Origin of the sequence: Methylobacterium sp. WL1, from assembly GCF_008000895.1 — a bacterium.
Classification (GTDB): Bacteria; Pseudomonadota; Alphaproteobacteria; order Rhizobiales; family Beijerinckiaceae; genus Methylobacterium.
In genome coordinates this window covers 4,924,653-4,944,881 of the sequence record NZ_CP042823.1, presented here as the reverse complement: position 1 = coordinate 4,944,881, position 20,229 = coordinate 4,924,653, and the positions used below count along the sequence as shown (strand labels likewise).

Genomic DNA, 20,229 nt, shown 5'->3' with positions numbered 1-20,229 from the left:
TACCCGGCCGACCGTGCCGCGTCATCGACCCGATGAGGAACCCTGCAATGCCGAGAACTGACCTCGAACTTTACCTGACGCTGGAGGATGCCGTGTGCATCGAGAACGCGCTGGTCGACTTCGAACGCCTCACCGCCGGCGAGGCCCCCGACCGACATGCGCTCGCTGCCGCGCCACTGCTCACCCAGTGGCGGCGCACGATGGTCCCAGCGATCGAGCCGGCGCTGATCGGGCGGGTGAGCGATCACCCGAAGCTTGCCGGTGAACGGTATGCGGTGACCTCGCGATTGCTGTTGCTCGATCAGACCGCCGGCTGGGCCCGGACGCTGACCCGGACTTACCGGCTCGGGCATCCGGCAGACTGAGCCTTTCCTCGCCAGCCCGACCGTTCTGCCGCTCCCGTGCTGCACGGTCGCCGGCGAGCCATCACGATCATCCAATTCCGTCCGGCGCGCATCTCATAGCATCGCGATCCATGGCCAATGAAGGAGATGTTCATGTCTACAACCGTCGTGGTGTTCGATTTGGAAACGGCGCCCGATCTCGCCGCTGTCGCGCGGGTGCACGGCCTCGATCGCGGGGACGCGGACGCGGCTCGCGACAAGCTCGGCACCGGCTTCCCGAAGCTGATCTATCATTCCATCGTTTGCATCGGCGCGCTGATCGCCACTCGCGAGGATGGCGCCTACCGGGTGCGGGCACTGGGCGCTCCGCATGTCGGCGAACGATCAGAGGGCAGGCTCATCGCCGACTTCGCGGCCAAGCTCGATCAGCTGCGGCCGCAGCTCGTGTCCTTCAACGGCCACGGCTTTGACCTGCCGACGTTGCGCTACCGCGCGATGATCAACGGCGTCGCCGCACCGGGCCTGACCTGCCGCCCATATTACCGCCGCTACGACGAATCTGCTCTCGATCTTTGCGATCTTCTCGGCAATTTCGACGCCCGCGCTAAGGTAGGTCTCGACGTCCTGTGTCGCGCCCTCAACCTGCCGGGCAAGCCGGAGAGCATCGACGGTGGCCGCGTCGCCGACTTCGTCGCGGCCGGACGCCTGGCGGAGGTCGCCGCCTACTGGCCTGCCCCCTGAAAAGTGGTCCTCCCTGATGTATGGCTTTGGGCCATTTGGAGGATGTTTTTATGGGACGGAAGAAGCATACGGCTGAAGAGATCGTCGCTAAGCTGCGGCAGGTCGATGTCCTGGTCTCGCAGGGTCGCAAGGTTGCTGAAGCAATCCGGTCGATCGAGGTGACCGAGGTTACGTATTACCGTTGGCGTTCCGAGTACGGCGGTCTGAAGGGTGATCAGGTCAAGCGGCTGAAGTCCTTGGAGACGGAGAACCTGCGTCTGCGTCGGGCGATCTCGGACCTGACGCTGGAGAAGCTCATTTTGAAGGAGGCAGCTTCGGGAAACTTCTGAGCCCGGCTCGCCGCCGGGCTTGTGTCGACTACGTCGTTGCCGAGCACGGTGTGTCCGAACGCTTCGCTTGCCGTGTCCTGTCAGCATCGTTCGACGCAGCGCAAAGTCGCCGTGATGGTCGAGGACGAGGCTGCTTTGACGGCTGCTATCGTCGCCCTGGCTCTGCAGTATGGGCGCTACGGCTACCGTCGGATCACCGCGATGCTCCGGCGCGATGGCTGGACGGTGAACGTGAAGCGGGTCGAACGGATCTGGCGCCGCGAGGGCCTCAAGGTTCCCGCTCGCCAGCCGAAGCGGTCGCGCCTCTGGCTCAACGACGGCTCCTGCCTTCGCTTACGGCCCGAGCGTCCCGACCACGTCTGGTCCTACGACTTCGTCGAGCACCGCACGCACAATGGACGCAAGTACCGGATGCTGAACGTCATCGACGAGTTCACACGCGAGTGCCTGGCCATCCGCGTATCTCGTAAGCTGAAGGCATTGGACGTGATCGATGTACTCTCGGACCTGTTCAGCCTGCGCGGGGTGCCAGGGCATATCCGCTCGGACAACGGGCCGGAGTTCATCGCCAAGGCCGTTCAGGACTGGATCGCGGCGGTTGGATCAGCGACCGCCTACATCGAGCCGGGCAGTCCGTGGGAGAACGGCTATTGCGAGAGCTTCAACGCGAAGCTGCGGGATGAACTTCTCAACGGCGAGGTGTTCTACACCCTCAAAGAGGCCAGCGTCGTGATCGAGCAATGGCGGAGGCACTACAACAGCATCCGGCCACACTCCTCACTCGGCTACCAGCCACCTGCGCCCGAGGTCGTCATCTGGCCAACCGAACCGAGCGGCTCAGGGCCGCTCGCTCACCCCGCCATCGTCACGCGACCGACGATGCACTAACTTCGAACCTGGGCCACCGAATGGGGGCAGGCCAGATGACTGAATCAGCCTGTACCACAGAGCCTGCACAATCCGGAGATGATGCGCCGAAAAGACGTCGAACGGTTCTGATTGGCGCCGCCATTCCGCCGACCGGCATGTTCGAGCGGCCGATATCTTATCCATCAGCGCGACCAACGCAGCGGGATGCTCATCTGATTGGTCTTTGGCCGATGAAGGGACGCCGATGATGTGGCGACTCTCAATCCTGCTCACCGTCGCGCTGCCCATGCTGTGGGCTCGGCGTCGCCTATGGCCCTGGTGGCTGGAGGTGCTCACTCGCTGGGACCGCCGCGCTGCCGGTCATGCGGAGGCCCGTGCCGATAGGGACGCGGAGATCGCCCATCTGGAGCGCGCTGAATGCCGTCTCGGCCGAGCAATCTGCGCTGTTCGTGGATCCTGAATCAAATCGCCCATGCCGGTTCGGTTTGGGCGGCCGCCATATCGCATCATGGAGGTCGGACAGATGAGCGGCGTTCGCATCACCCGAAAGGTAGGAATTGCAGGTGAGCGTGATCACCGCGCAATCGTCAGCACCATGATGGTGAATGGCAGGCCTCAGGTCCGCCTCCGCCTCCGGGCAGGCGCCGGTGAGTCATCGAAGGCTACTGATCGGATTGAACTCACGGTGGCTGGCGCCGATGCGATGATGGCGGCGATCCGATCGGCCATTGAGGCGGCCGAGCTGGATTCAGCTTCCGACGACATCCGCCGTCCGATCACTCGTTCGCCTGGAGGCTGACGCCTGCGTCAAGCGATTCGGCAACTCTGCCCTCCTGACGCGGTTGCCCGGTGCCACCCTGAGGAAAACCGCATGTCCGAGAACAGCCACAACCAGTCGGCCAAGGCGCATAAGGCCGAAGAAGTGCAGGCGGCCGGAAGTGCAGAGGCCGGGGCCGGTCATTCCGAGGTGACCGAGGGCGGCAAGGCTGAATCGCCGACCAATAGCAAAGGGCATCCGAAGCAGGCGGCTTCCACCGCGGCTACCGACAACTCCCCGGAGGCCGGCACTTCGTCCGCCACCGCCGGCAAGGCCGAGAAGCTGGCGGCGGCTGAGGATGCGGCGATGACGAAGGAGCAGCACGGCCGCGGGCGGCGCAAGGCGGAAGAAGCCTGAGGCAGCTATCCAGGAGATGACGGCCATGGCCGATCTTGCCGCCCACGGGGCAACCTTCGCCAAGGCCGTCTCGAGTTTCGGATCGGGAGCTCCGGCGATCCTCTGCCATGACGATGCCGATGGCTTGTCCGCGGGCGCCATCCTGGTGAGAGCTTTTGAAAGGGCTGGCCGCGGCCCCACCCATGTCCGAGTGATCGGTCGTGGAGAGTCTGCTTGGTCGACGGCGATCCACGATGAGCTCGCACCGCTCGCCCCTGGTGGCATCGTGGTGACCGATCTCGGCGTGCAGGCCGGCGCCATCCTGCCCAGCGTGCCCACGATCCTGGTGGATCACCACGTGCCCCGCTCAATGCCCGGCGAAGCTGAGGCCGCGGTGATCAGCGGTCATGCGGATGCGCCGATCCCGACCTCAAGCCTGTTGGCCTATTCCTGCGCGTCCTCACTTGGGGAGGCGGACGATTTGGCTTGGCTGGCCGGGATTGGGCTCGTCGGCGATCTCGGGGAACGGGGAGCGAGTGCCGATTTCCCCGATGTGATGGCGCCTATCAAGAAGGCGCACACGGCCAAGGCCCTGCGAGAGGTGGTGAGCTTCGTCAACGCACCCCGACGCTCAGCCTCCGGCGATGCCGGTCCCGCCTTGCGGTTGCTCCTGCGGGCTGCCGGGCCCGCCGACATTTTGTCCGCCGCAGATCCGGACGCTGAGGCTCTGCATGCCGCCCGAGCCGAGGTGAAGGCCGCGCTTGATGCTGCCCGTGCGGTACCACCGCTTTTCGCCGGGCCGGTGGCGTTGATCCGAGCCGACTCGCCCTGCCAGATCCATCCGCTCGTCGCACAGTCCTGGACCCACCGCCTGCGCCGGCAGGTGGTGATCGGCGCAAACGCAGGCTTCCGATCTGGTTACGTCCATTTCGCCACGCGCAGCGCCACCGTCCCGGACCTGATCTCATTCCTGCAAGAGCGTGCACCTGAGCTCGGTGCTGATGATCAGTTCGCTCAGGGGCATCGCCGCGCCACCGGCGGCCAAGTCCGGGTGGAGACCTGGAATCGATTTGCGTCAGGCCTGGGCTTCGGCCCTGAGGCCTTGGTCTCATGAGCCAGCGCCGCGCGTTGATCGTCGGGGCGTCGCGTGGGCTTGGTCTCGGGCTCGTCAGACGGTTCCTCGAATGCGGATGGGACGTCACAGCGACGGTGCGGCGTCCATCCGAGGCGCTCGCTGAGCTCAGCGCTACCGGTCCTCTGCGGATCGAGGAAGACGTCGACATCGACGACGATGCAGCGGTGCTACGGCTTCGCACAGCGCTCGCCGAGGTGCCTGATTTCGACCTCGTGTTCGTGGTCGCCGGTGTGGCTACCCAAGCCGGCACCCCAGCCGCTTTGTTGCCCCGCGAGATCGCGACGGCAATCTTCCAGACGAACGCCCTGAGCCCGATCCGCTTTGCCGAGACGTTTCACCGGCGTGTCAGGCTTGGCGGGCTCATTGTGCTGATGACGTCGAAGCTCGGCTCGGTCTCCCTGAACCGTGGTGGCGGCTGGAGCAGCTATCGAGCGAGCAAGGCGGCGCTTAACACCCTCGCGCGCTCGTTCATGGGCCAGCACTCAGGAGCAGATTGGGGCGTGGTGTTGATGCACCCTGGCTGGGTGAAAACTGATCTCGGCGGACGGCGAGCGACGCTGGATGTCGAAACCAGCGCGCAGGGAATGGTGGAGGTACTGGAAGCCCAGCTTGGGCAGCGAGGCTGCACGTTCCTCGATTACGCAGGGCAAACTGTGCCCTGGTGACGTCTACACATGCGGAACCTATCTATCGATATCGTCGATGTGATATACGGCGTCTATCGATAGGAGCGATGCAGAAACCTTCACGGACTTGGACGCTGCCGCTGCCGTGCTCATCCGTCGCCTGACGGTAGCGGCCGGATCCTCCGCGGCATCTCAAAAGTCGCTGAGGGCACACCCTAGTCTTTGCGAAGGTTCCACAATATTGGAAACCCCAAAACGCGGCCGGTGAGATTGCGTCTGTAGGAGGTCATCGATCGGTAGGAACCAACTGGCACATAGACCACCTCGTCCAGTGCAACGCGTTGCATTTCCGCACAGACTGCCTTCCGAGCATCTACATCGGGAGCAGCAAACCAAGCGGTTCGAAGTTCCTCCAGTTTCGGAATCGACGGCCAGCCGAACCAAGCACCAACGCCGTTGGCCCTGAGCGGTTGAAGCGCGGCCGGATCAGCATTGTCGAAAGACGAGAACGTGGTCAGCAGCACGGACCAGCCCCCCTTATCAACGGGCTCGCGTGAGACGCGGCGTTGGATGACCGTACCCCAGTCGCTCAGGGCCAGATCCACATTGAAGCCGATACGGGGCAGCAGATCGGCCGCCACCTGGGTGATCGCCGAGGGCGCCAGGATGTCTGTCGGACCGATTAGCCGAACCTTCGCGCCGCTATAGCCCGCGGCTTTCAGCGCCGCCCGCGCCTTCTCGACGCTACGCGGCCCCGTGAGCACCTCCATGCCGGCATCCGTCGCCATCGGCGTTCCCGGCGTGAAGATCCCACACCGGTCGTCATAGTTGGCGGGATCATCACCGGCCACAGCTGCCATGAAGTCGCTCTGCATGATGGCCGGCAGCACCGCTCGGCGCACCTCGACATTGTCGAACGGGGGCTGCAGGTGGTTCATGCGCAGAATGGCTGGGTTGGTGAAGCGGTCGAGGCCTTCGACCACGATGTTCCGATTGCGTGCGAGCAGTTGCTGAAGCTCGGGCGGCGGTTGCTCGTACCAGTCGATCTCGCCGTTCTGCAGCGCGGCCGCCGCGGTGGCACCGTCAGCGATGATCTGCCACTCGACCCGGTCGAAGTGTGCGATTTTACCGCCGGCGGTCAGGCTCGGGGCACCGGGGGCGGGCACGTATCCGCTGTGCCGCTCGTAGACCATCAGACTGCCCGAGTTGAACTCGTCCGCCTTCCAGCGGAACGGCCCGGAGCCGGTGGCATCCGTGATCTGCTTGAACGGATCAGTCTGCGCGATCCGCTCCGGCATAATGAAGGCGGGTTGGCTGACGCTCGCTAGAGCATTCGGCAACAGCGGAAACGGCGCCTTGAGCCGAAACACGATGGTTGTATCGCCGTCGTGGCTGAGCTCGTCTGTTGCGGCCATCAAGGTCTGGCCGAAGCCGTTCCGCGCGGCCCAGCGCCTGATGCTGGCGACGCAATCGCGCGCGAGGACGGGGGTCCCGTCATGAAAGCGCAGCCCCTCGCGGAGGGCGATCGTCACTTTCCGCCCATCCTGCTCGACCCGGTAGCCGGCCGCCATCTGGGGCTGGGGCTGCAGGTCGGCATCGAGGCCGAAGAGCGTATCGTAGACGACGTAGGCGTGGTTGCGCGTCACGATCGCAGTCGTCCAGATCGGGTCGATCGACGTCACGTTCGCTTGGGGCACCATGCGGAGCACCCGCGAACCTTGGGCTCGACCGACGATCGGCGCTGCCAAGGTGGAGGCGCCCGCGGCGAGGAACGTGCGTCGCTTCATCGTCAGCCTCCGCGTGGGATGCGCAAGCTTTGCAACCATCGGACCAAAGCGAGAGGCTGGAGGCGATAAAGCTCTTCTGCGTGAGGATGCCCGACTCGGCCAGAGTCGTAAGCTTCAACAGCCGACACCGCATCAATTGGCGGAACCCGCTCCACCGATCCCGTGTGCTATCTATCGACCATGTCAATATGATATACGATGTATATCGATAGGAGCGATGCGAGATGCGTCTCCAACTGTTCAGCGACGGGGTGTTGATCGGCAGTGTGGTCCGCGGAGGGACACGCTGTGTGTACGCCTACGATTTCGAGGGCATCCCCATCGGGTCCTTCGTCGACATTGATGCTGCAGCTGCGGCGCTAGCGAATAGGCAGGTGGCAGCATGACGCCAAGACAGGCCGTCGACATCGAACGGATGCCACCTGGCGACCGTGGGCCGTTCTTGCGCAGTCTCGCAGTCCGCTACGGAGCCAGACGAGATGCCGCGCTCGCCTATGGGCCGGACTTAAGCGCAGGCCGAAAAGCTGCTCTGTCTCGCGCCGAGCGATCGCTGAGGAAAGTGCAAGCCCTCGCTCACCGGTACGGCGTCTTGCTCAATCGGGATGACATGGAGGTCGCACCGGGCGGCCTCACCGATGTCCAGAGGCGTGCCTTGGCTCACGCGCTGGCCGACCCGGTCTCGTGCGCCTTCCTCGCCAATGCCGCCCTAGCACAGGCCCAGCATGGAGGAGCCGTATGATGACGACGGTCGCCGTCCATCCGCCGTCGAATCATTTCCCAGAGAGCGGGATGGAGCGTCCGGTGATCCGGTCGGCCGATGGCTGGGGGCCGTTCGCGCCCGACCTCGAACCAGGGGAGCGCGTGGCTCGTCTGCGCATCCTACGAGCCATCGCCCACCTGTTGCTGGGCCCCCGCGGTCTCAATCTTCAGGGCTCCATCCGGGCCGCCGAGCAGCACCGCACGATGGGCCGCCTGTCCGATGTGCTCAGCGAGATCGACGCCCTGGCCGCCAAGGACCGGCGGAACGTCCTGACCAGCTATGCCGCGGTGACACGGCCGTAACCGGAGGAGCCCCATCCATGCCGGACCGGATTGTCGGCGAGATCCCGAAGAGCGCTCGCGAGAGCATCAGGGTGAGCCTGCGAGAGAAGGGCGGCACCCTTGGTTGCGATCTGCGCATGGCCACCACCATCGGCCACGGGCCAATGCGCGAGACGCCAAAGGGTATCAGGATACCGTTGGCTCGCCTCGCTGATGTGATCGAGGCACTGCAGGAAGTTCAGCGATTGGCAGGCTCGATCGATCAATAAGCCCACCGTCGCATTTAGGTTCAGATCTGGTCGCCACCCGGGAGAGGCGGGCCCGGTATCATGAGCGCCTACATCTCAACCTGGGTCCCGAGTTCGACGACCCGAGGCGGCGGAATCCGGTAGTAGTCCGGCGACCGCACAGCATTGCGGGCCATGAAGGCGTAGAGCGGCTCTTCCCATGAGCTCAGCTCTGGGCGCAGCGACGGGACTGGTTTCTCCCGCCCGATGAAGAACGAGGCGGTGTCCGGATCGACCCCGACCTCATTCCGATGCAGCCGCAGCGCCGCCATAACATCGGGTTTCTCGGCGAACCCAAAGGTCAGCCAGACCAAGCTGAAACCGGCCGGCAGCGGCTCGATCTTGACGCGCTCTGTCTCAGGGACGCGGGGAGCCCGTTCCGTCGTCACCTTCAGCATCACCACGCGCTCGTGCACCACCCCATTGTGTCGAACGTTCAGCGCAAGCGCCGCAGGGACGATCTCGGTCTGCTTCGTGAGATAGATGGCGGTGCCACGCATTCGGATCGGCGCGTCCGGCCGATCGAGGCCGGCGATGAAGTCCGTCATCGTGGCGGAGTCCTTATCCCGACGGTCGAAGGCGACAGCCCGGCCCTTTCTCCATGTGAGCATCAGCGTCAGCGCAATGCTCCCGACCAGGAGCGGAAACCAGCCCCCTGCCGGGATCTTATGGATGTTGGCTCCAACGAAGGTCAGGTCGAGCACTAGGAACAGACCGGCGACCGGGAAGACCAGGTAGGGCGGCCAGCGCCATAGACCGTAGGCGACGGTGGTGACGAGGAGCGTGGTCACCATCATGTCGCCTGCAACCGCAATGCCGTAGGCGTTGGCGAGCGCATCCGACGAGCGGAAGCCGAACACCAGGCCGAGCACCACCGCAGCGAGCAGCCAATTCAGCTGAGGCACGTACACCTGCCCAATCGACTCCTCCGACGTCTGCCGGATTTCAAGGCGAGGGATTGCGCCGAGTTGGATGGCCTGCTGCACGAGGGCGAAGGCACCCGACAGCACCGCCTGACTGGCGATTACAGTGGCCAATGTCGTGAGCCCGACGAAGGGAGCCAGCGACCAACTCGGAAACAGCAGGAAGAACGGATTGGCTGCCGCGGCGGGATCGGTGAGCACGAGTGCGCCCTGTCCGAGGTAGTTGAGCAGGAGGGCGGGCAGCACGAAGGCGAACCAGTTGATTCGAATGGCGCCGCGGCCGAAATGGCCCATGTCGGCGTAGAGCGCCTCACCGCCGGTGAGCGCTAGGAAGACCGATCCAAGAACCGCGAAGGTGACCCCCGCCCCCGCGTGACCGACGTAGGCCAGCGCGTATCGGGGATCGAAGGCGAGCAGAACACGTGGCTGCTGCAGCAGGTGGTACAGCCCGAACAGGGCCAGCGTCAGAAACCAGGCAGCCATCACTGGGCCGAACAGGAATCCGACGCTGCCGCTGCCTCGGCTCTGAATCGCGAATAGCCCGATCAGGACGACAGCGGCGATGGGCACGACATAAGGGGTGACGACCGGGGTCACGAGCTGGAGACCCTCGATTGCGCTGAGGACCGAGATCGCCGGGGTGATCATCGCGTCACCGAAGAACAGCGATGCGCCAGCCAGCCCGATGACGGCGAGGACGGGCCGCAGGTTTCCGGCGACCGGCAGCGCCAGCGACAGGAGCGCCATGGTGCCGCCCTCGCCCTGGTTGTCAGCCCGCATGACGAAGACGACGTACTTGAGGGCAACGATCAGGATGACTGCCCAGAACACCATCGAGAGTACGCCGAACACGGTCGCCTCGGTGGCGGTCTCGCCAGCAGCCTTGAGCGACTCCCGGAAGGCGTAGATCGGGCTCGTGCCGATGTCTCCGAAGACCACACCGAGTGCACCCAGGAGCAATGCGGGTCGGACGGGATGCTCAGCGGCAGCTGGTGTCGAGACAGCGCCAGCGGATGAGGTCATCGAGCTTCCTGTCAGGTGCCAGCTGCTGCGATGCCATCTCGGTCTCGATCGCCGGCGCGAGCACTATGCAGTGGGACAGCTCAATACGCGATCAGGAACGAGCAGATCCGGAGACAGCACGACAGGTCTGCGACCCGTGCGGCCGCGTCCTCTCAGCCTGGGCTGACCTGGATCCTCGTGAGCGGCGTTGCCGATGTTCAAAGGCAGCGCGAGATCGATCATGGAAGTCAGCGACATGAAGAACCCGCCGTTCTGCGTGTTCACCTACCGTGACGGCCAGCAGGTCCTTGCGGAGGATGTGGAGACCGACATCGCCGCGCGTACCCGCTTCGCTTCGGCGATCGACCTCTGCAAGACGCGGGACGATGCGCACGCCCACCGCGTCGAACTGCGTGCCGGTTCAGACCTATTGGACTCCTGGCCTCCGAGCTCGAAAGACGCCGCTTGATCCGAGACACGGTTTCACGATACGTTCTCGTGTCGCCATCGGCCTAAGCCGACGCTGCGACATGCCATAGGGCCACCCGAGACAGGGTTGGCCGCGGGCCCCTCGATCCGGATCAACCGGTGGAGCCCGCCCGCATGTCGCCCGAGACCGCAATCATACAGAAGCCCGGTCGCAAGAGCACCATCGCCACGCACCCGCAGCGTGAAGCGATCGAAGCCGCCTGTGCTGCCGGTATCAGCCTTCGCGGGGTGGCCATTCGATTCAACGTCGGAATCATGGCCATCCATCGGCATTGGAATAGCCTTGCCTCCGAATACCGAATGACGCTCTCCGCCGCGGTGTCCAATCTGGACGATACCCGATGGCGCGAAGTGGCGACCGGTCTCGAAGCCATCGCCCGTCGCCATCCCGATGCCCGAGCCGATCTCGACGCATTGGTTCAGCGCATCAGTATGCCAATTGCCGCCTCGGACATTGGAGGCCGCGCTCATGCCGCATGAAGCCATCGCCGATCGCCCGAATGCCGGAAGGGATAGGGGGCCTCGATTAAGGAATCCAATCGAGGGAGCGGCAACCGCATGGGAAGCCATTTCCCGAGACGCGATCGGAAAAAAATTCCGCGGTGAAATAGCCCTGGCCCGCGCCTTCAATCGCGATTCGATGATTCTGGTCGGAGGCTGCTGATGGCCGCGGTCGAACAGCACGTCGACGAATATGTCTTCCGCTATACGACGGAGGGCGTGGATCAGACGAAAGCGAAGGTCGATGCCCTCGGCACGTCGCTCGACAAGCTGACCACTTCGCAGGACCGGTCCGCGGCGAGCAACGACAAGGGCAGTGCTGCCAGCGACCGGGCTGCTCGGGCCACGGCCATGCGGGAGGCGGCGGCAGCAAAGGCGCAGCGGCAGCTGGACATGGAGGCCCGCGCCCTTTCGCAGGTGCAGATGGCGCAGGACGCCGCCACTGCATCAGCCGGTGGCCTTACGGCCGCGCAGGAGCGGGCGGCATCCTCGGCGGCGGCCGTGCAGAAGGCTGCCAACGATAATTCAGCCGCCCTCGGCAAACAGAGCTCCGTCTATGCTGAGGTCGGAAAGGCGGCCGCGGCACATCCGATCCTGGTGCTGGCCGCCAGCGTTGCGGCGGCGCGGGCGCTTGGAGGCCTCGCTACGTCGGCGGCCGGTTATCTCGGCACCGCGTCGGCGGCCACAGCGGCATTCGCGGAGGGCAGCACCGCGATGGGCGGCGCGGTGGCGGCTGGCGGCACGCTGGCAGCCCGTGGGCTCGCCGTAGCAGGCGAGGCGGCGACTGTCGTAGCCGGCGGCCTGGCCGCTTATGCCACGAAGGTGGAGGGCGCCACGAGCGTCGTTGGCCTCCTGGTCGGCGCGCTGAGGCTCATTCCGAACGCGCTCCTGCCGATCGCCGCTGCTTTCGCCGTTTTCCAGGTTGCCTCGGCGGTCATCGGGAAGGCCTATGACGACCTGCAGAAGCTCATTGACCTTGGTCAGAAGGCGCAGAGCCTCGACGTCGGAGCGCCTTTCCTAAAGAGCTTCGAGTCGCTCGGAAAGGTGATCGGCGCGACCACCGAGCAAATGGATCAGGCTCTGTCCAAAGCTTCAGGTTTCCTGAAAGACAGCTGGGGACAGGACAACAACAACCTGTCCAAGATGCTCAACAGCATCACCGCCACAGGGGCGGCCGGTCCCAACGGCCTGCAGTCCACCGCGCTTGCTGATACCGCCACGACCCTGGAGGAACGCCTGAAGGCCGGCCTCGCCGCGATGAAGGAGCTCGACGCCCTCGGCCTACATCTCGCCAGCATCCAGGTCGGCGAGAAGGTGCTCGGCCCCGAGACCGTCGAGCGGATGCGCATCACCGGCACTAGCGCGGAGCAGCTTTCCGCCGCGTTGCAGGCCGCTGCCGAGAAGGAGGTGTTGAAGCAGGAACAGGTCGATCGGGCGCTACAGCTCAACAAGAACATCTCCGACACCAAGCAAGCAATTGCCGACGCCTGGGCGGTCAACTTGGATTTCAGCGCGGCAGCTACGCTCCTTGACGGTATTTGGCTCAGGATCCTGCAGACTGTTTTGTCGATTGTGCAGGCGATCAACAGCGCGATTGATGGCGTGGTGGCGTTCGGTGCGACCATAACGTCGGCGGTCGGCGGCGCCTTCAGTGCGGTTGCTGGCCAGATTTCCGGTGTGCTGGCTCAGCTCGGCATCATCTCCAAGCAGGCAGAGCAGGTGAAGGAGGAAGTCGCAGGGCCGCCCGAGGCCGCTGGCCCTGCGCCTCAGAAGATCACCGGCCGCGATTTGGGCTACGTCAGCACCGTCGTCGACGGGCGCGCGCAGCAGGCGGCGAAGGGAGCCAAGCAGGCCCAACAGGCGGCTCAAGAGGCCATCTCCTCCTACGACAGCCTAATCCAGCGGACGAAAGACCGCATCGAAGAGCTCGACTTGGAGACGCGCAGCGTTGGCCTGAACAGCGACGCCGTGATCAATCTGAAGCTTGCACACGACCTGGAGCGGGCGGCGCAGAAATCCGGGACCGAAGTCACTGCTGATATGCGGGCCGAATGGGACAAGCTCGGTACGACGCTCGCAGCCAGCACGGATGCACTCGCGCACGCCAAACGGGGCATGGAGCTGACCCGAGATGCTCAGCGCGAGATGGCTGACGACTTCGCCAGCTTTGCAGATGACGTGATCCTTGGTGGCCAGAAGATCGGCGACGCCTTCGCCAGCCTGGCTAAGACCTTCGGCAGCAGCAGCCTCAAGGCGCTCCTGACCGGCCAGGGCGGGCTCTCGGGCCTGTTCGGGACTGCCGGTGAGAAAAGCGGTGATCTTGGCGGCCTGCTGGGCGGCAAGATCAGCCTCGGTGGCCTTTTTGACGGCGACAAGATCACCTCGGCCCTCGGGCTCGGGGCTGAATCCGGGATCGGCAAGGCACTCAGCGAGGCGCTCAAGCCGCAGAAGGCGGGCGGGGGCATCATGTCTTCGCAGCTCGGCCAGGGCTTTGCCGCAGTCGGTGCCGGTGCCTCGATCGGCTACTCGTCGCAGTCGCCGCTTATGGGGGCTGGCGGCGGTCTCCTGGCGGGTCTGGCCAGCGGCAACCCGATACTGGCGGTCGCTGGCGCAGGCGCCGGCGCGATCGGCAGCATTCCCTCCAGCAAGAAGGATCGGCGGCATGTCGCTCGTCAACGTCTTCGCGACCTCGCGTAGGGTCGTCGTCCTTACCGACACATCGCTGTACGATGGGACGGGCCGGATCCTCGGCTTCGAGCAGAAGACCTTTGGCATCTCGTCCTGGACTGGCGCGCTCACTTTCCGCGGCAACGCCTGGGGCATCTGTGCCGGGTTGGAATTGGCCGAGCGCTACGGCAGCTTCGACGAGTTCATGACACGCAGCCCCAGCGAGTTCGAACGTAACCACAAGGCTGCGCTCGCGGATGGGCTCCTGTCGGGGCAGACGTTGATCGAGATCCACGTCGCCGGCTGGTCGGAGCGAGAGGACCGCGCCCGCGCCTTTGTCCTACGCTCTCCCGGCGCCCCGGGGGACGAGTCCCCGCCCTATACCTGGGTCGAGATCGAAGGCGCGTGGCACGATGACTTCGACCTGATGGCGCTAAGCCGGCTGCACCGGCAGGGTGCCGAACCGGATGTCGACTGGACGCCCGAGACCTTCGAGGCGATCACGCACGGTATTCCCCTCGCGGAAGAGCAGCGCCGGAAGGGCGCCGCTGCCTGGACCGAGTTCGCTGGTATGCACGTGATCGGCGGCGAGCTGTGGCTGACGGTGGTGGACCGCGACGGCGCGCGCCTCGGCGCCATCCACGAATGGCCGGACGTTGCCGGTGAACCCATCCAGCCGGCCCCGTTCGACGAGGCCCGGTGGCCCGGGGCTGTCCCATGCGGGATCCCCTGGTCCTACGAGAAGTTCATCGCCGCGGTGAAGGCCGGCGTGATCGATGTCGAGACGTTCGAGGTCGATCACGGAAAGCTAGCGGCTTTGGAAGCTGCGCATGCCCCGTCGGCCGGCATGTCCCGGCAGCAGCGCCGCGCAGCCCAAGCGCAGGCCAAGAAGGTGCGCGCCCATGCCCGCTGAGCGCACGGTCTTGCTCGTGTTCGCCGACGCTGTCGAGCACGCCACCTTCAACCGCCTTCTGGCTGATCGACCCGAACTGCAGGCCTTCGTGCGGGGGCAGATCGAAGCCGTCATCGAGAGCTTCGTGCCGAGGCTGCACGCAGGTGCCTGGGGGCTGACGGGCGGAGAGATCGACCGGGCCATCGCGGTCACGTGCGCGGACGCGGACTGGCACAACGCCACCGCTCCGAAGGCGCAGCGCCTCGATGACGACGAGCGCCTCATGTGCCGGCTCGCCTACCAGGCCGCGTGCCGGAGCGCGCGTAACGAATTCCTCGCCGCGCTGGCCGAGCACGAGCCCGCAGCGAAGGCGCTCATCGCGCTGGCCGCCTACGGCAGAGCCGTCGCTGACGGGATGGACACCCTGCGCGCCGCCCTGCCGGTGCACGTCCTGGCGACTCCGCCAGCGCAACACCGCCGGCTTCGTCCGGAAGACTTCGGAGCGCTGCCACAAGGGCGTCGCTCTGCAAGCATGCCCTGGGCGGACCGGGTTCGGCGGGCTGCGGATCATCCGAGCCGCGGCGTCGGACGGATACACGGAACAGGCGAGCCGCCCGCAGCGGACGTCTAACGAGGCGCGCCGGCCGACGACGGCGCGTGTTAGCCCTGGTCGCTGCCCGACACGGCGGCCGGGGCTGCGTAGGAGGTGTCCGATGCTTCATGCCCTCGCTACAGCGGCGAGCATCGCCGCGGTGTTCACGCTGGGCGGCTTCGCGATCACCCGGGCGGGTCAATACGCGGGCCAGACCACCGTGATCCTGGTCGCGGTCGCTGCTGGGCTCGGGATGCTGGCATTGATCGGCGGGCTTACCCGGCTCGATGCCCAGAGGCCGGCGATCTCTCGTGCCGAGGCCCGCCCCGACTATGGGATGAGCTGGCGACCGGAAGCGCAAGCTCCGGTGGAGCGCTGAAGGCTCGGCATTGCCGCGGCGTAGCTCGGCGCGAGGTCGTAATCACCAGCGGGTAACTAGCGAGCCCAGCGCCCGAGACGCCGTTTCCACCGCTCGCCAGGTGCGAGGTTCGGCTCTGGCTTAATCTTGAGGGAGCGAAGCGCTGGCGCGAGAGCCGCCACAGCGTAATTTTCCACTGGCAGCGGCACAGCGGCTACCGAGGGCGGGGAAGCAGGCGCAGCGTCAGCCAGATCTTCGAATGACGCGCACGGGGCGGGGGCGGTCTTGCGAGGCCGGCCGCGGGGACGCTTCATTCGGATCTCATCAGCAACCGGCATCAGCTCGACTTCGATCTCGGCCGCGTCGGGTACGATGAGGCTGGGCAGGACGCGACGCTGCTCCGGGACCGATGCTGGCGGTTCGGGAGAGACGACCGTGCTGAACCACGGCGAGGCAACTGCGGGCGGGGCCGAGCGCCGAGGGATGATGGTCGCATGCCGACGATCGGTAGACTTGATCTCGACGGTGAACGAGCGCCGTGAATCTCTGCGCATATGGGTCCGAAACTGTCATGCCGATCCAAGTCGGCTGTAGCGGCCAGGCTGACCATACGACGCTTAACGAAGCGATACGGTCGCTCATGGAAGAGGCGGCGGATCGGATAGCTCGTTGAGTCCAGCTTGGGTTGGAGCGTGGGCAGCATTCGCTCGCCGCCCACGTTTGAGATCCGCCTACAGCCTGGATCGATAGGCTGTCGGCGCCGAGCACCCTCACTCGGCCGCGACGGCCGCTGAAGCTTTCTTGCGGCCCTTGGTGGGCTTCGCTGCCGGCTCCGCAGCCTTCTTCGATCGGCCGGCCTTCTTTGGCGTTTCGGTGATGGTCTCGTCGGTCTGGGCGGTCTTCGCCGCCGCCGTCCGCCGCTGCTGACCCAGCCCGAGGCTCTTGGCGAGCGCCGAGCGCTGCGCCGAGTAGCTCGCGGCCGTCGAGGGATAATCCCTCGGCAGGCCGAAGCGCTCGCGGTATTGCTCGATCGTCATGCCGTTGCCGCTGAGGTGACGCTTCAGCGTCTTATACGGCTTGCCGTCGATGAAGCTCACCAGCGCGTCGTCTCTTACGGACTTGCGGATCTGTGCAGGGGTGGGCTTCTCGACCGCAGACGCCTCCGGCGCGCCACCCTGGCCGAGCCCGGACAAAGCGGAGTAGACCCCAGAAAGCAGGGCCGGCAGTTCGACGACCGGAACGCTGTTGTTCGACACGTATGCCGCCACAATATCGGCGCTCAGTTCGATATGGTTATTTTGCGAAGTCGCTGTGTTCTCAGACATGTTGTGATCCTTTCTTGCTCAGCAACACGGACGATCCGAATCGCCCCAAAAGTCAAGCGATCGAAGCGCGGTATCTGATTGAAGGCCAGATTTGTGCAGGCATTTTCTCAATTGGCTTCCCGGAGATATGTTTTCCATTCCTAGGTTCGTTCGCTCTGCTGCGTCGGATGCTGCGTTTCTTTCAACCTTGGCGATTTACGGTTGCACGGCAGGTGCTACCGCCGATGGCTACGTCAATTCGTTTGCCAGCGCCGCTGCCTCTGCTTCGCGCCGGTCAGTTTCCCCGACGAAATTAGAATTGACATGAAGATGATCTTCGTCGGCACGCGCAGGGACTCCGCCTGATCTGCGTTTTTATCGCCAAAGCTTGTTGACGTCATAAGCATTCGCAAGTATTACATAGTCATCGTCAGCGAGGAACCAAGCAGATGACCAAGACCTTCCAGATCATCCACACCAAGCTCAACAAGATCGTCCTCACCAAGATCAGCAAGAACGAGGCTCACAAGCGGGTCGACCTTCTCAACTCCTGCGGGATCGTCCGGTACAAGGCCCGGGCGATCTGATCGGAGGGCCTTCGGGCCCTCCCCCTTCTCCGGGGGAGGGTAGCCAAGGTGATGTTAGTTCGGCAGCGACGAACGCGCGCGGCATTCAGATGTGACTGGGTCTGAGACCGTCGCTCGAGCCACGCCATCTCAGCTCGATTAGCAAACCACCCATCTTTGATTGATTGAAGCGCATCCTCACGCCCGCGGCTTCGGAGATATCTCGGGCAATGGCGATACCAAAGCCCGTACCCGGGCGGCTTTCGTCCCAGCGTTGGCCGCGACCGATGCCGGAGATCGCGGCTTCGCTCATGCCAGGGCCGTCGTCCTCGATCGTGAGCTGCAGGCCCCCACCATCTACTGCCCCAGCCACTCGGACGCGGCGGTGCGCCCATTTACGAGCATTGTCGAGCAGGTTGCCCAGCACCTCCATCAGCTCGCCCTCTTCGCCCGGATAGGCTAGCCCCTCTGGCACGGCGATGTCCCAAGCGAGCGAATCACCCTCCGGCAGCCGGCGCATGGTCGCAATCAGGCGCTCGGCCACCGGGGCGACCCGGCAAGTCCGGCGCCGCAGGTCGCCGGCTGCAGCGATCCGCGCTCGGGCGAGCGCGCGCTCGACCTGGCCAGCCATTGCCCGGGCCTGCTCGGCGATCTCCTCCGACAAGCCGGCATTGGTCGGGCCGGTCCGGCGCGCCAAGGCGTCCAGCACGGCGAGTGGCGTCTTCAGGCCGTGGGCCATGTCGGCGGCCGCGGCCCGGGCTCGGATCAGGGCGCGCTCCTGAGCGTCGAGCAGCCGGTTGAGGTCGGCTACCAGCGGCAGAACCTCGTCGGGAAAATGATCCGGCAACCGCGTCCGGGTCCCGGCATGGACCGCGCCGAGATCCTGCTGCAGCACGCGGAACGGCGCCAGCGCCCGGTGCACGAACAGCCACAGGGCGAGGGTGAGCACCCCAAATAGGGCCGCCAGCCCAGGGACCAGCAGGCGCAGGAATGTGGCCCGGCTCGCCGCCAGGTCGCGACGGTCCTCCGCCACGACCACCCGCAAGCCGGTCTCGGCACCGCGCGGGCCGATCTCCAGGGGACGGACGATGGCGATCAGCCGGCCGCCATCCGGCCCGGTGGCCTCCACGGTCGCTGGGGCGTCGCCGGTAGTGGGTCCCAGTTCCAGGCGCTTGTCCCAGAGCGAGCGCGAGCGCAGGACTTGGCTCCCAACCTCAACCTGCCAGTACAGTCCGCCATAGGGCGTGGCGAAGCGCGGGTCCGGCGGCTCCCGGGAGACGGTCGGACTCCCATCCGCGGCGAGGTTGACTCGGCCGGCGATGAGCTTGGCGGTCCGGTCGAGCTCGTCGGCGGTGCGGACGTCGAGCACCCGGTCGAGGATCACCGTTAGGCCGACGCCGGCGAGCAGTAGGGCGAGCCCGATCAGCGCCGCCGCCGCAAGCCCCAGCCGCAGTTGCAGGGAGTCGCGCCTCACGATGCGTCCGGGATGCGGTAGCCCTGGCCGCGGCGGGTCTCGATTACCCCGGACCCGAGCTTGCGACGCAGGCGGGTCAGAAGCGCTTCTAGTGCGTTGGCCTCGCGCTCGGTGCCGACGCCGTGGAGGTGGTCCAGGAGCTCGCCTGCCGGGACGACCTGTCCCTGCCGGTGCAGCAGGAAGGCTAGGAGCCGGTATTCGAGGGCCGTCAGTTCGGTCGGTCGGCCCGCGACGCTCACCGCTCGGGTGCGGGTGTCGAGTTCTACGTCTCCGGCCCGGAGCACTGGCGAGGCGTGGCCAGCCGTGCGCCGGAGGATCGCCCGTAGGCGTGCGTTCAGCTCCTCCATGCGGAACGGCTTGACCAGATAGTCGTCGGCGCCGGCGTCGATGCCCTCGACCCGTTCGCGCCAGCCATCCCGGGCCGTGAGGATCAGCACGGGCAGCGCCACCTCGGCCGCCCGCAGCCGCCGCAGCACGCCGAGCCCGTCGAGGCGCGGCAGGCCAAGATCGAGCACCATCGCATCGTAGGGCTCGGTCTCGGCGCGGAACCACGCCGCCTCGCCGTCCGCGACCACGTCGACCACGTAGCCGGCATGCTCGAGCCCGTGCTTCACGTCCGCGGCGATGCGCGGTTCGTCCTCGACCACTAGGACGCGCACGGCCTGCTCCCGCGCTCAATCATCGTCGTCTTCGTCCAGGATCTTGAGCGAGCCAGCATCGACCTTTACGGAGCGGCGCTTTCCGTCGGTGCCGAGGATGCGCAGCTTGTACAGCCACTGCCCATCGTCGCGCTTGAGATCGACCGCCACCACGTCTCCCGGCACCGCCTCGCGGGCGGCGCGCAGGATCTCGTCGAGCGGGCGGATCTCGCCCTTCTCCAGGGCGCGACGGGCGCGATCGGCATCCTCGGAGGCGTGCGCCGGCCAAGCCACGCAAGCGAACAGCATGAGCGCGGCGCGTCGGGACGGGAGCTGGATCATACGGGCTCGGGCTCGGCCATGACGGGGAGAGGTGGGGTCCGGTCGCCCGAAATCATCCCGTGACCGCACAGGCATAGCTCCGGTTGCCTGACGACAGGCTGACAAGGGCCGTCAGGGTTGCGAGGCGGCTCTCAAGCAGAAGGGGACCAGACCTCTTCCGGAGACAAC

General features: G+C 65.6%; 21 protein-coding genes and 1 pseudogene. 16 read left to right on the top strand and 6 right to left on the bottom strand.

Annotation, left to right across the window (positions count from 1 at the left end):
* The first annotated feature begins 47 nt into the window (after positions 1 to 47).
* The 7 genes and pseudogenes from FVA80_RS24155 (at position 48) to FVA80_RS24125 (ending at position 5,237) form a co-directional block, all read left to right on the top strand.
* Positions 48 to 365, top strand: a complete 318-nt coding sequence (locus tag FVA80_RS24155) for a DUF6634 family protein (RefSeq protein ID WP_147910753.1) — start codon at positions 48 to 50, stop codon at positions 363 to 365.
* A gap of 117 nt (positions 366 to 482) precedes the next feature.
* Entirely contained in the window at positions 483 to 1,085 is a 603-nt protein-coding gene (locus FVA80_RS24150) for a ribonuclease H-like domain-containing protein (RefSeq protein WP_147910752.1), read from the top strand.
* Positions 1,086 to 1,135: 50 nt separating this feature from the next.
* Positions 1,136 to 2,302 (top strand): annotated as a pseudogene (locus FVA80_RS24145) (IS3 family transposase).
* A 505-nt stretch (positions 2,303 to 2,807) separates the two neighbouring features.
* Entirely contained in the window at positions 2,808 to 3,083 is a 276-nt protein-coding gene (locus FVA80_RS24140) for a hypothetical protein (RefSeq protein WP_147907869.1), read from the top strand.
* Between the two features lie 72 nt (positions 3,084 to 3,155).
* Positions 3,156 to 3,458 carry a hypothetical protein gene (locus FVA80_RS24135; protein WP_147907870.1) on the top strand — a complete coding sequence of 101 codons (303 nt, stop codon included), beginning with the start codon at positions 3,156 to 3,158 and terminating at the stop codon, positions 3,456 to 3,458.
* Positions 3,459 to 3,483: 25 nt separating this feature from the next.
* The gene (locus FVA80_RS24130; protein WP_147907871.1) at positions 3,484 to 4,551 is read left to right on the top strand and encodes a DHH family phosphoesterase; all 1,068 of its coding nucleotides are present in this window, start codon (positions 3,484 to 3,486) and stop codon (positions 4,549 to 4,551) included.
* Positions 4,548 to 5,237: an SDR family NAD(P)-dependent oxidoreductase gene (locus FVA80_RS24125; RefSeq protein WP_147907872.1), complete on the top strand. Its 690-nt coding sequence runs from the start codon at positions 4,548 to 4,550 to the stop codon at positions 5,235 to 5,237. The genes FVA80_RS24130 and FVA80_RS24125 overlap by 4 nt, the downstream gene beginning before the upstream one ends.
* A 176-nt stretch (positions 5,238 to 5,413) precedes the next feature.
* On the opposite strand, the gene FVA80_RS24120 is transcribed toward FVA80_RS24125, so the two are convergent.
* Entirely contained in the window at positions 5,414 to 6,985 is a 1,572-nt protein-coding gene (locus tag FVA80_RS24120) for an ABC transporter substrate-binding protein (RefSeq protein ID WP_147907873.1), read from the bottom strand.
* Between the two features lie 735 nt (positions 6,986 to 7,720).
* On the opposite strand from FVA80_RS24120, the gene FVA80_RS24115 reads away from it, so the two are divergent.
* Complete coding sequence (locus FVA80_RS24115) at positions 7,721 to 8,047, top strand: hypothetical protein (protein WP_246692120.1); 327 nt, start codon at positions 7,721 to 7,723, stop codon at positions 8,045 to 8,047.
* A gap of 17 nt (positions 8,048 to 8,064) precedes the next feature.
* Complete coding sequence (locus tag FVA80_RS24110; RefSeq protein ID WP_147907874.1) at positions 8,065 to 8,295, top strand: hypothetical protein; 231 nt, start codon at positions 8,065 to 8,067, stop codon at positions 8,293 to 8,295.
* 68 nt (positions 8,296 to 8,363) lie between these two features.
* Here the strand turns inward: FVA80_RS24110 and FVA80_RS24105 are convergent, their stop codons facing one another.
* Complete coding sequence (locus FVA80_RS24105; RefSeq protein ID WP_147907875.1) at positions 8,364 to 10,259, bottom strand: potassium transporter Kup; 1,896 nt, start codon at positions 10,257 to 10,259, stop codon at positions 8,364 to 8,366.
* A 220-nt stretch (positions 10,260 to 10,479) separates the two neighbouring features.
* Here FVA80_RS24105 and FVA80_RS24100 point away from each other — a divergent pair, with 220 nt between their 5' ends.
* From FVA80_RS24100 to FVA80_RS24075, 6 genes are all read left to right on the top strand, one after another.
* The gene (locus FVA80_RS24100; protein WP_147907876.1) at positions 10,480 to 10,707 is read left to right on the top strand and encodes a hypothetical protein; all 228 of its coding nucleotides are present in this window, start codon (positions 10,480 to 10,482) and stop codon (positions 10,705 to 10,707) included.
* Positions 10,708 to 10,841: 134 nt separating this feature from the next.
* Positions 10,842 to 11,207 (top strand): hypothetical protein, encoded by a 366-nt coding sequence (locus FVA80_RS24095; RefSeq protein ID WP_147907877.1) that lies wholly within the window; start codon positions 10,842 to 10,844, stop codon positions 11,205 to 11,207.
* Between the two features lie 183 nt (positions 11,208 to 11,390).
* A complete protein-coding gene (locus FVA80_RS24090; RefSeq protein ID WP_147907878.1) occupies positions 11,391 to 13,925 on the top strand; it encodes a hypothetical protein in 2,535 nt (844 codons plus the stop codon).
* Positions 13,891 to 14,808 (top strand): hypothetical protein, encoded by a 918-nt coding sequence (locus FVA80_RS24085; RefSeq protein ID WP_147907879.1) that lies wholly within the window; start codon positions 13,891 to 13,893, stop codon positions 14,806 to 14,808. Before FVA80_RS24090 ends, FVA80_RS24085 begins: the two co-directional genes overlap by 35 nt.
* Positions 14,798 to 15,418: a hypothetical protein gene (locus FVA80_RS24080; protein ID WP_147907880.1), complete on the top strand. Its 621-nt coding sequence runs from the start codon at positions 14,798 to 14,800 to the stop codon at positions 15,416 to 15,418. Before FVA80_RS24085 ends, FVA80_RS24080 begins: the two co-directional genes overlap by 11 nt.
* Positions 15,419 to 15,500: 82 nt before the next feature.
* Positions 15,501 to 15,758, top strand: a complete 258-nt coding sequence (locus FVA80_RS24075) for a hypothetical protein (protein WP_147907881.1) — start codon at positions 15,501 to 15,503, stop codon at positions 15,756 to 15,758.
* Between the two features lie 749 nt (positions 15,759 to 16,507).
* Here the strand turns inward: FVA80_RS24075 and FVA80_RS24070 are convergent.
* Positions 16,508 to 17,062: a MucR family transcriptional regulator gene (locus tag FVA80_RS24070; protein WP_147907882.1), complete on the bottom strand. Its 555-nt coding sequence runs from the start codon at positions 17,060 to 17,062 to the stop codon at positions 16,508 to 16,510.
* A 428-nt stretch (positions 17,063 to 17,490) separates the two neighbouring features.
* Between FVA80_RS24070 and FVA80_RS30740 the strand changes: the two genes are divergently transcribed.
* Entirely contained in the window at positions 17,491 to 17,628 is a 138-nt protein-coding gene (locus FVA80_RS30740) for a hypothetical protein (protein ID WP_187193491.1), read from the top strand.
* Positions 17,629 to 17,713: 85 nt separating this feature from the next.
* On the opposite strand, the gene FVA80_RS24065 is transcribed toward FVA80_RS30740, so the two are convergent.
* Genes FVA80_RS24065 through FVA80_RS24055 form a run of 3 tightly spaced genes read right to left on the bottom strand, consistent with a single transcriptional unit; the run spans position 17,714 to position 20,061 of the window.
* Complete coding sequence (locus tag FVA80_RS24065) at positions 17,714 to 19,081, bottom strand: ATP-binding protein (protein WP_147907883.1); 1,368 nt, start codon at positions 19,079 to 19,081, stop codon at positions 17,714 to 17,716.
* A complete protein-coding gene (locus FVA80_RS24060; RefSeq protein ID WP_147907884.1) occupies positions 19,078 to 19,740 on the bottom strand; it encodes a response regulator transcription factor in 663 nt (220 codons plus the stop codon). The genes FVA80_RS24065 and FVA80_RS24060 overlap by 4 nt, the downstream gene beginning before the upstream one ends.
* 15 nt (positions 19,741 to 19,755) lie before the next feature.
* The gene (locus FVA80_RS24055) at positions 19,756 to 20,061 is read right to left on the bottom strand and encodes a PepSY domain-containing protein (RefSeq protein WP_147907885.1); all 306 of its coding nucleotides are present in this window, start codon (positions 20,059 to 20,061) and stop codon (positions 19,756 to 19,758) included.
* Between the last annotated feature and the right edge of the window lie 168 nt (positions 20,062 to 20,229).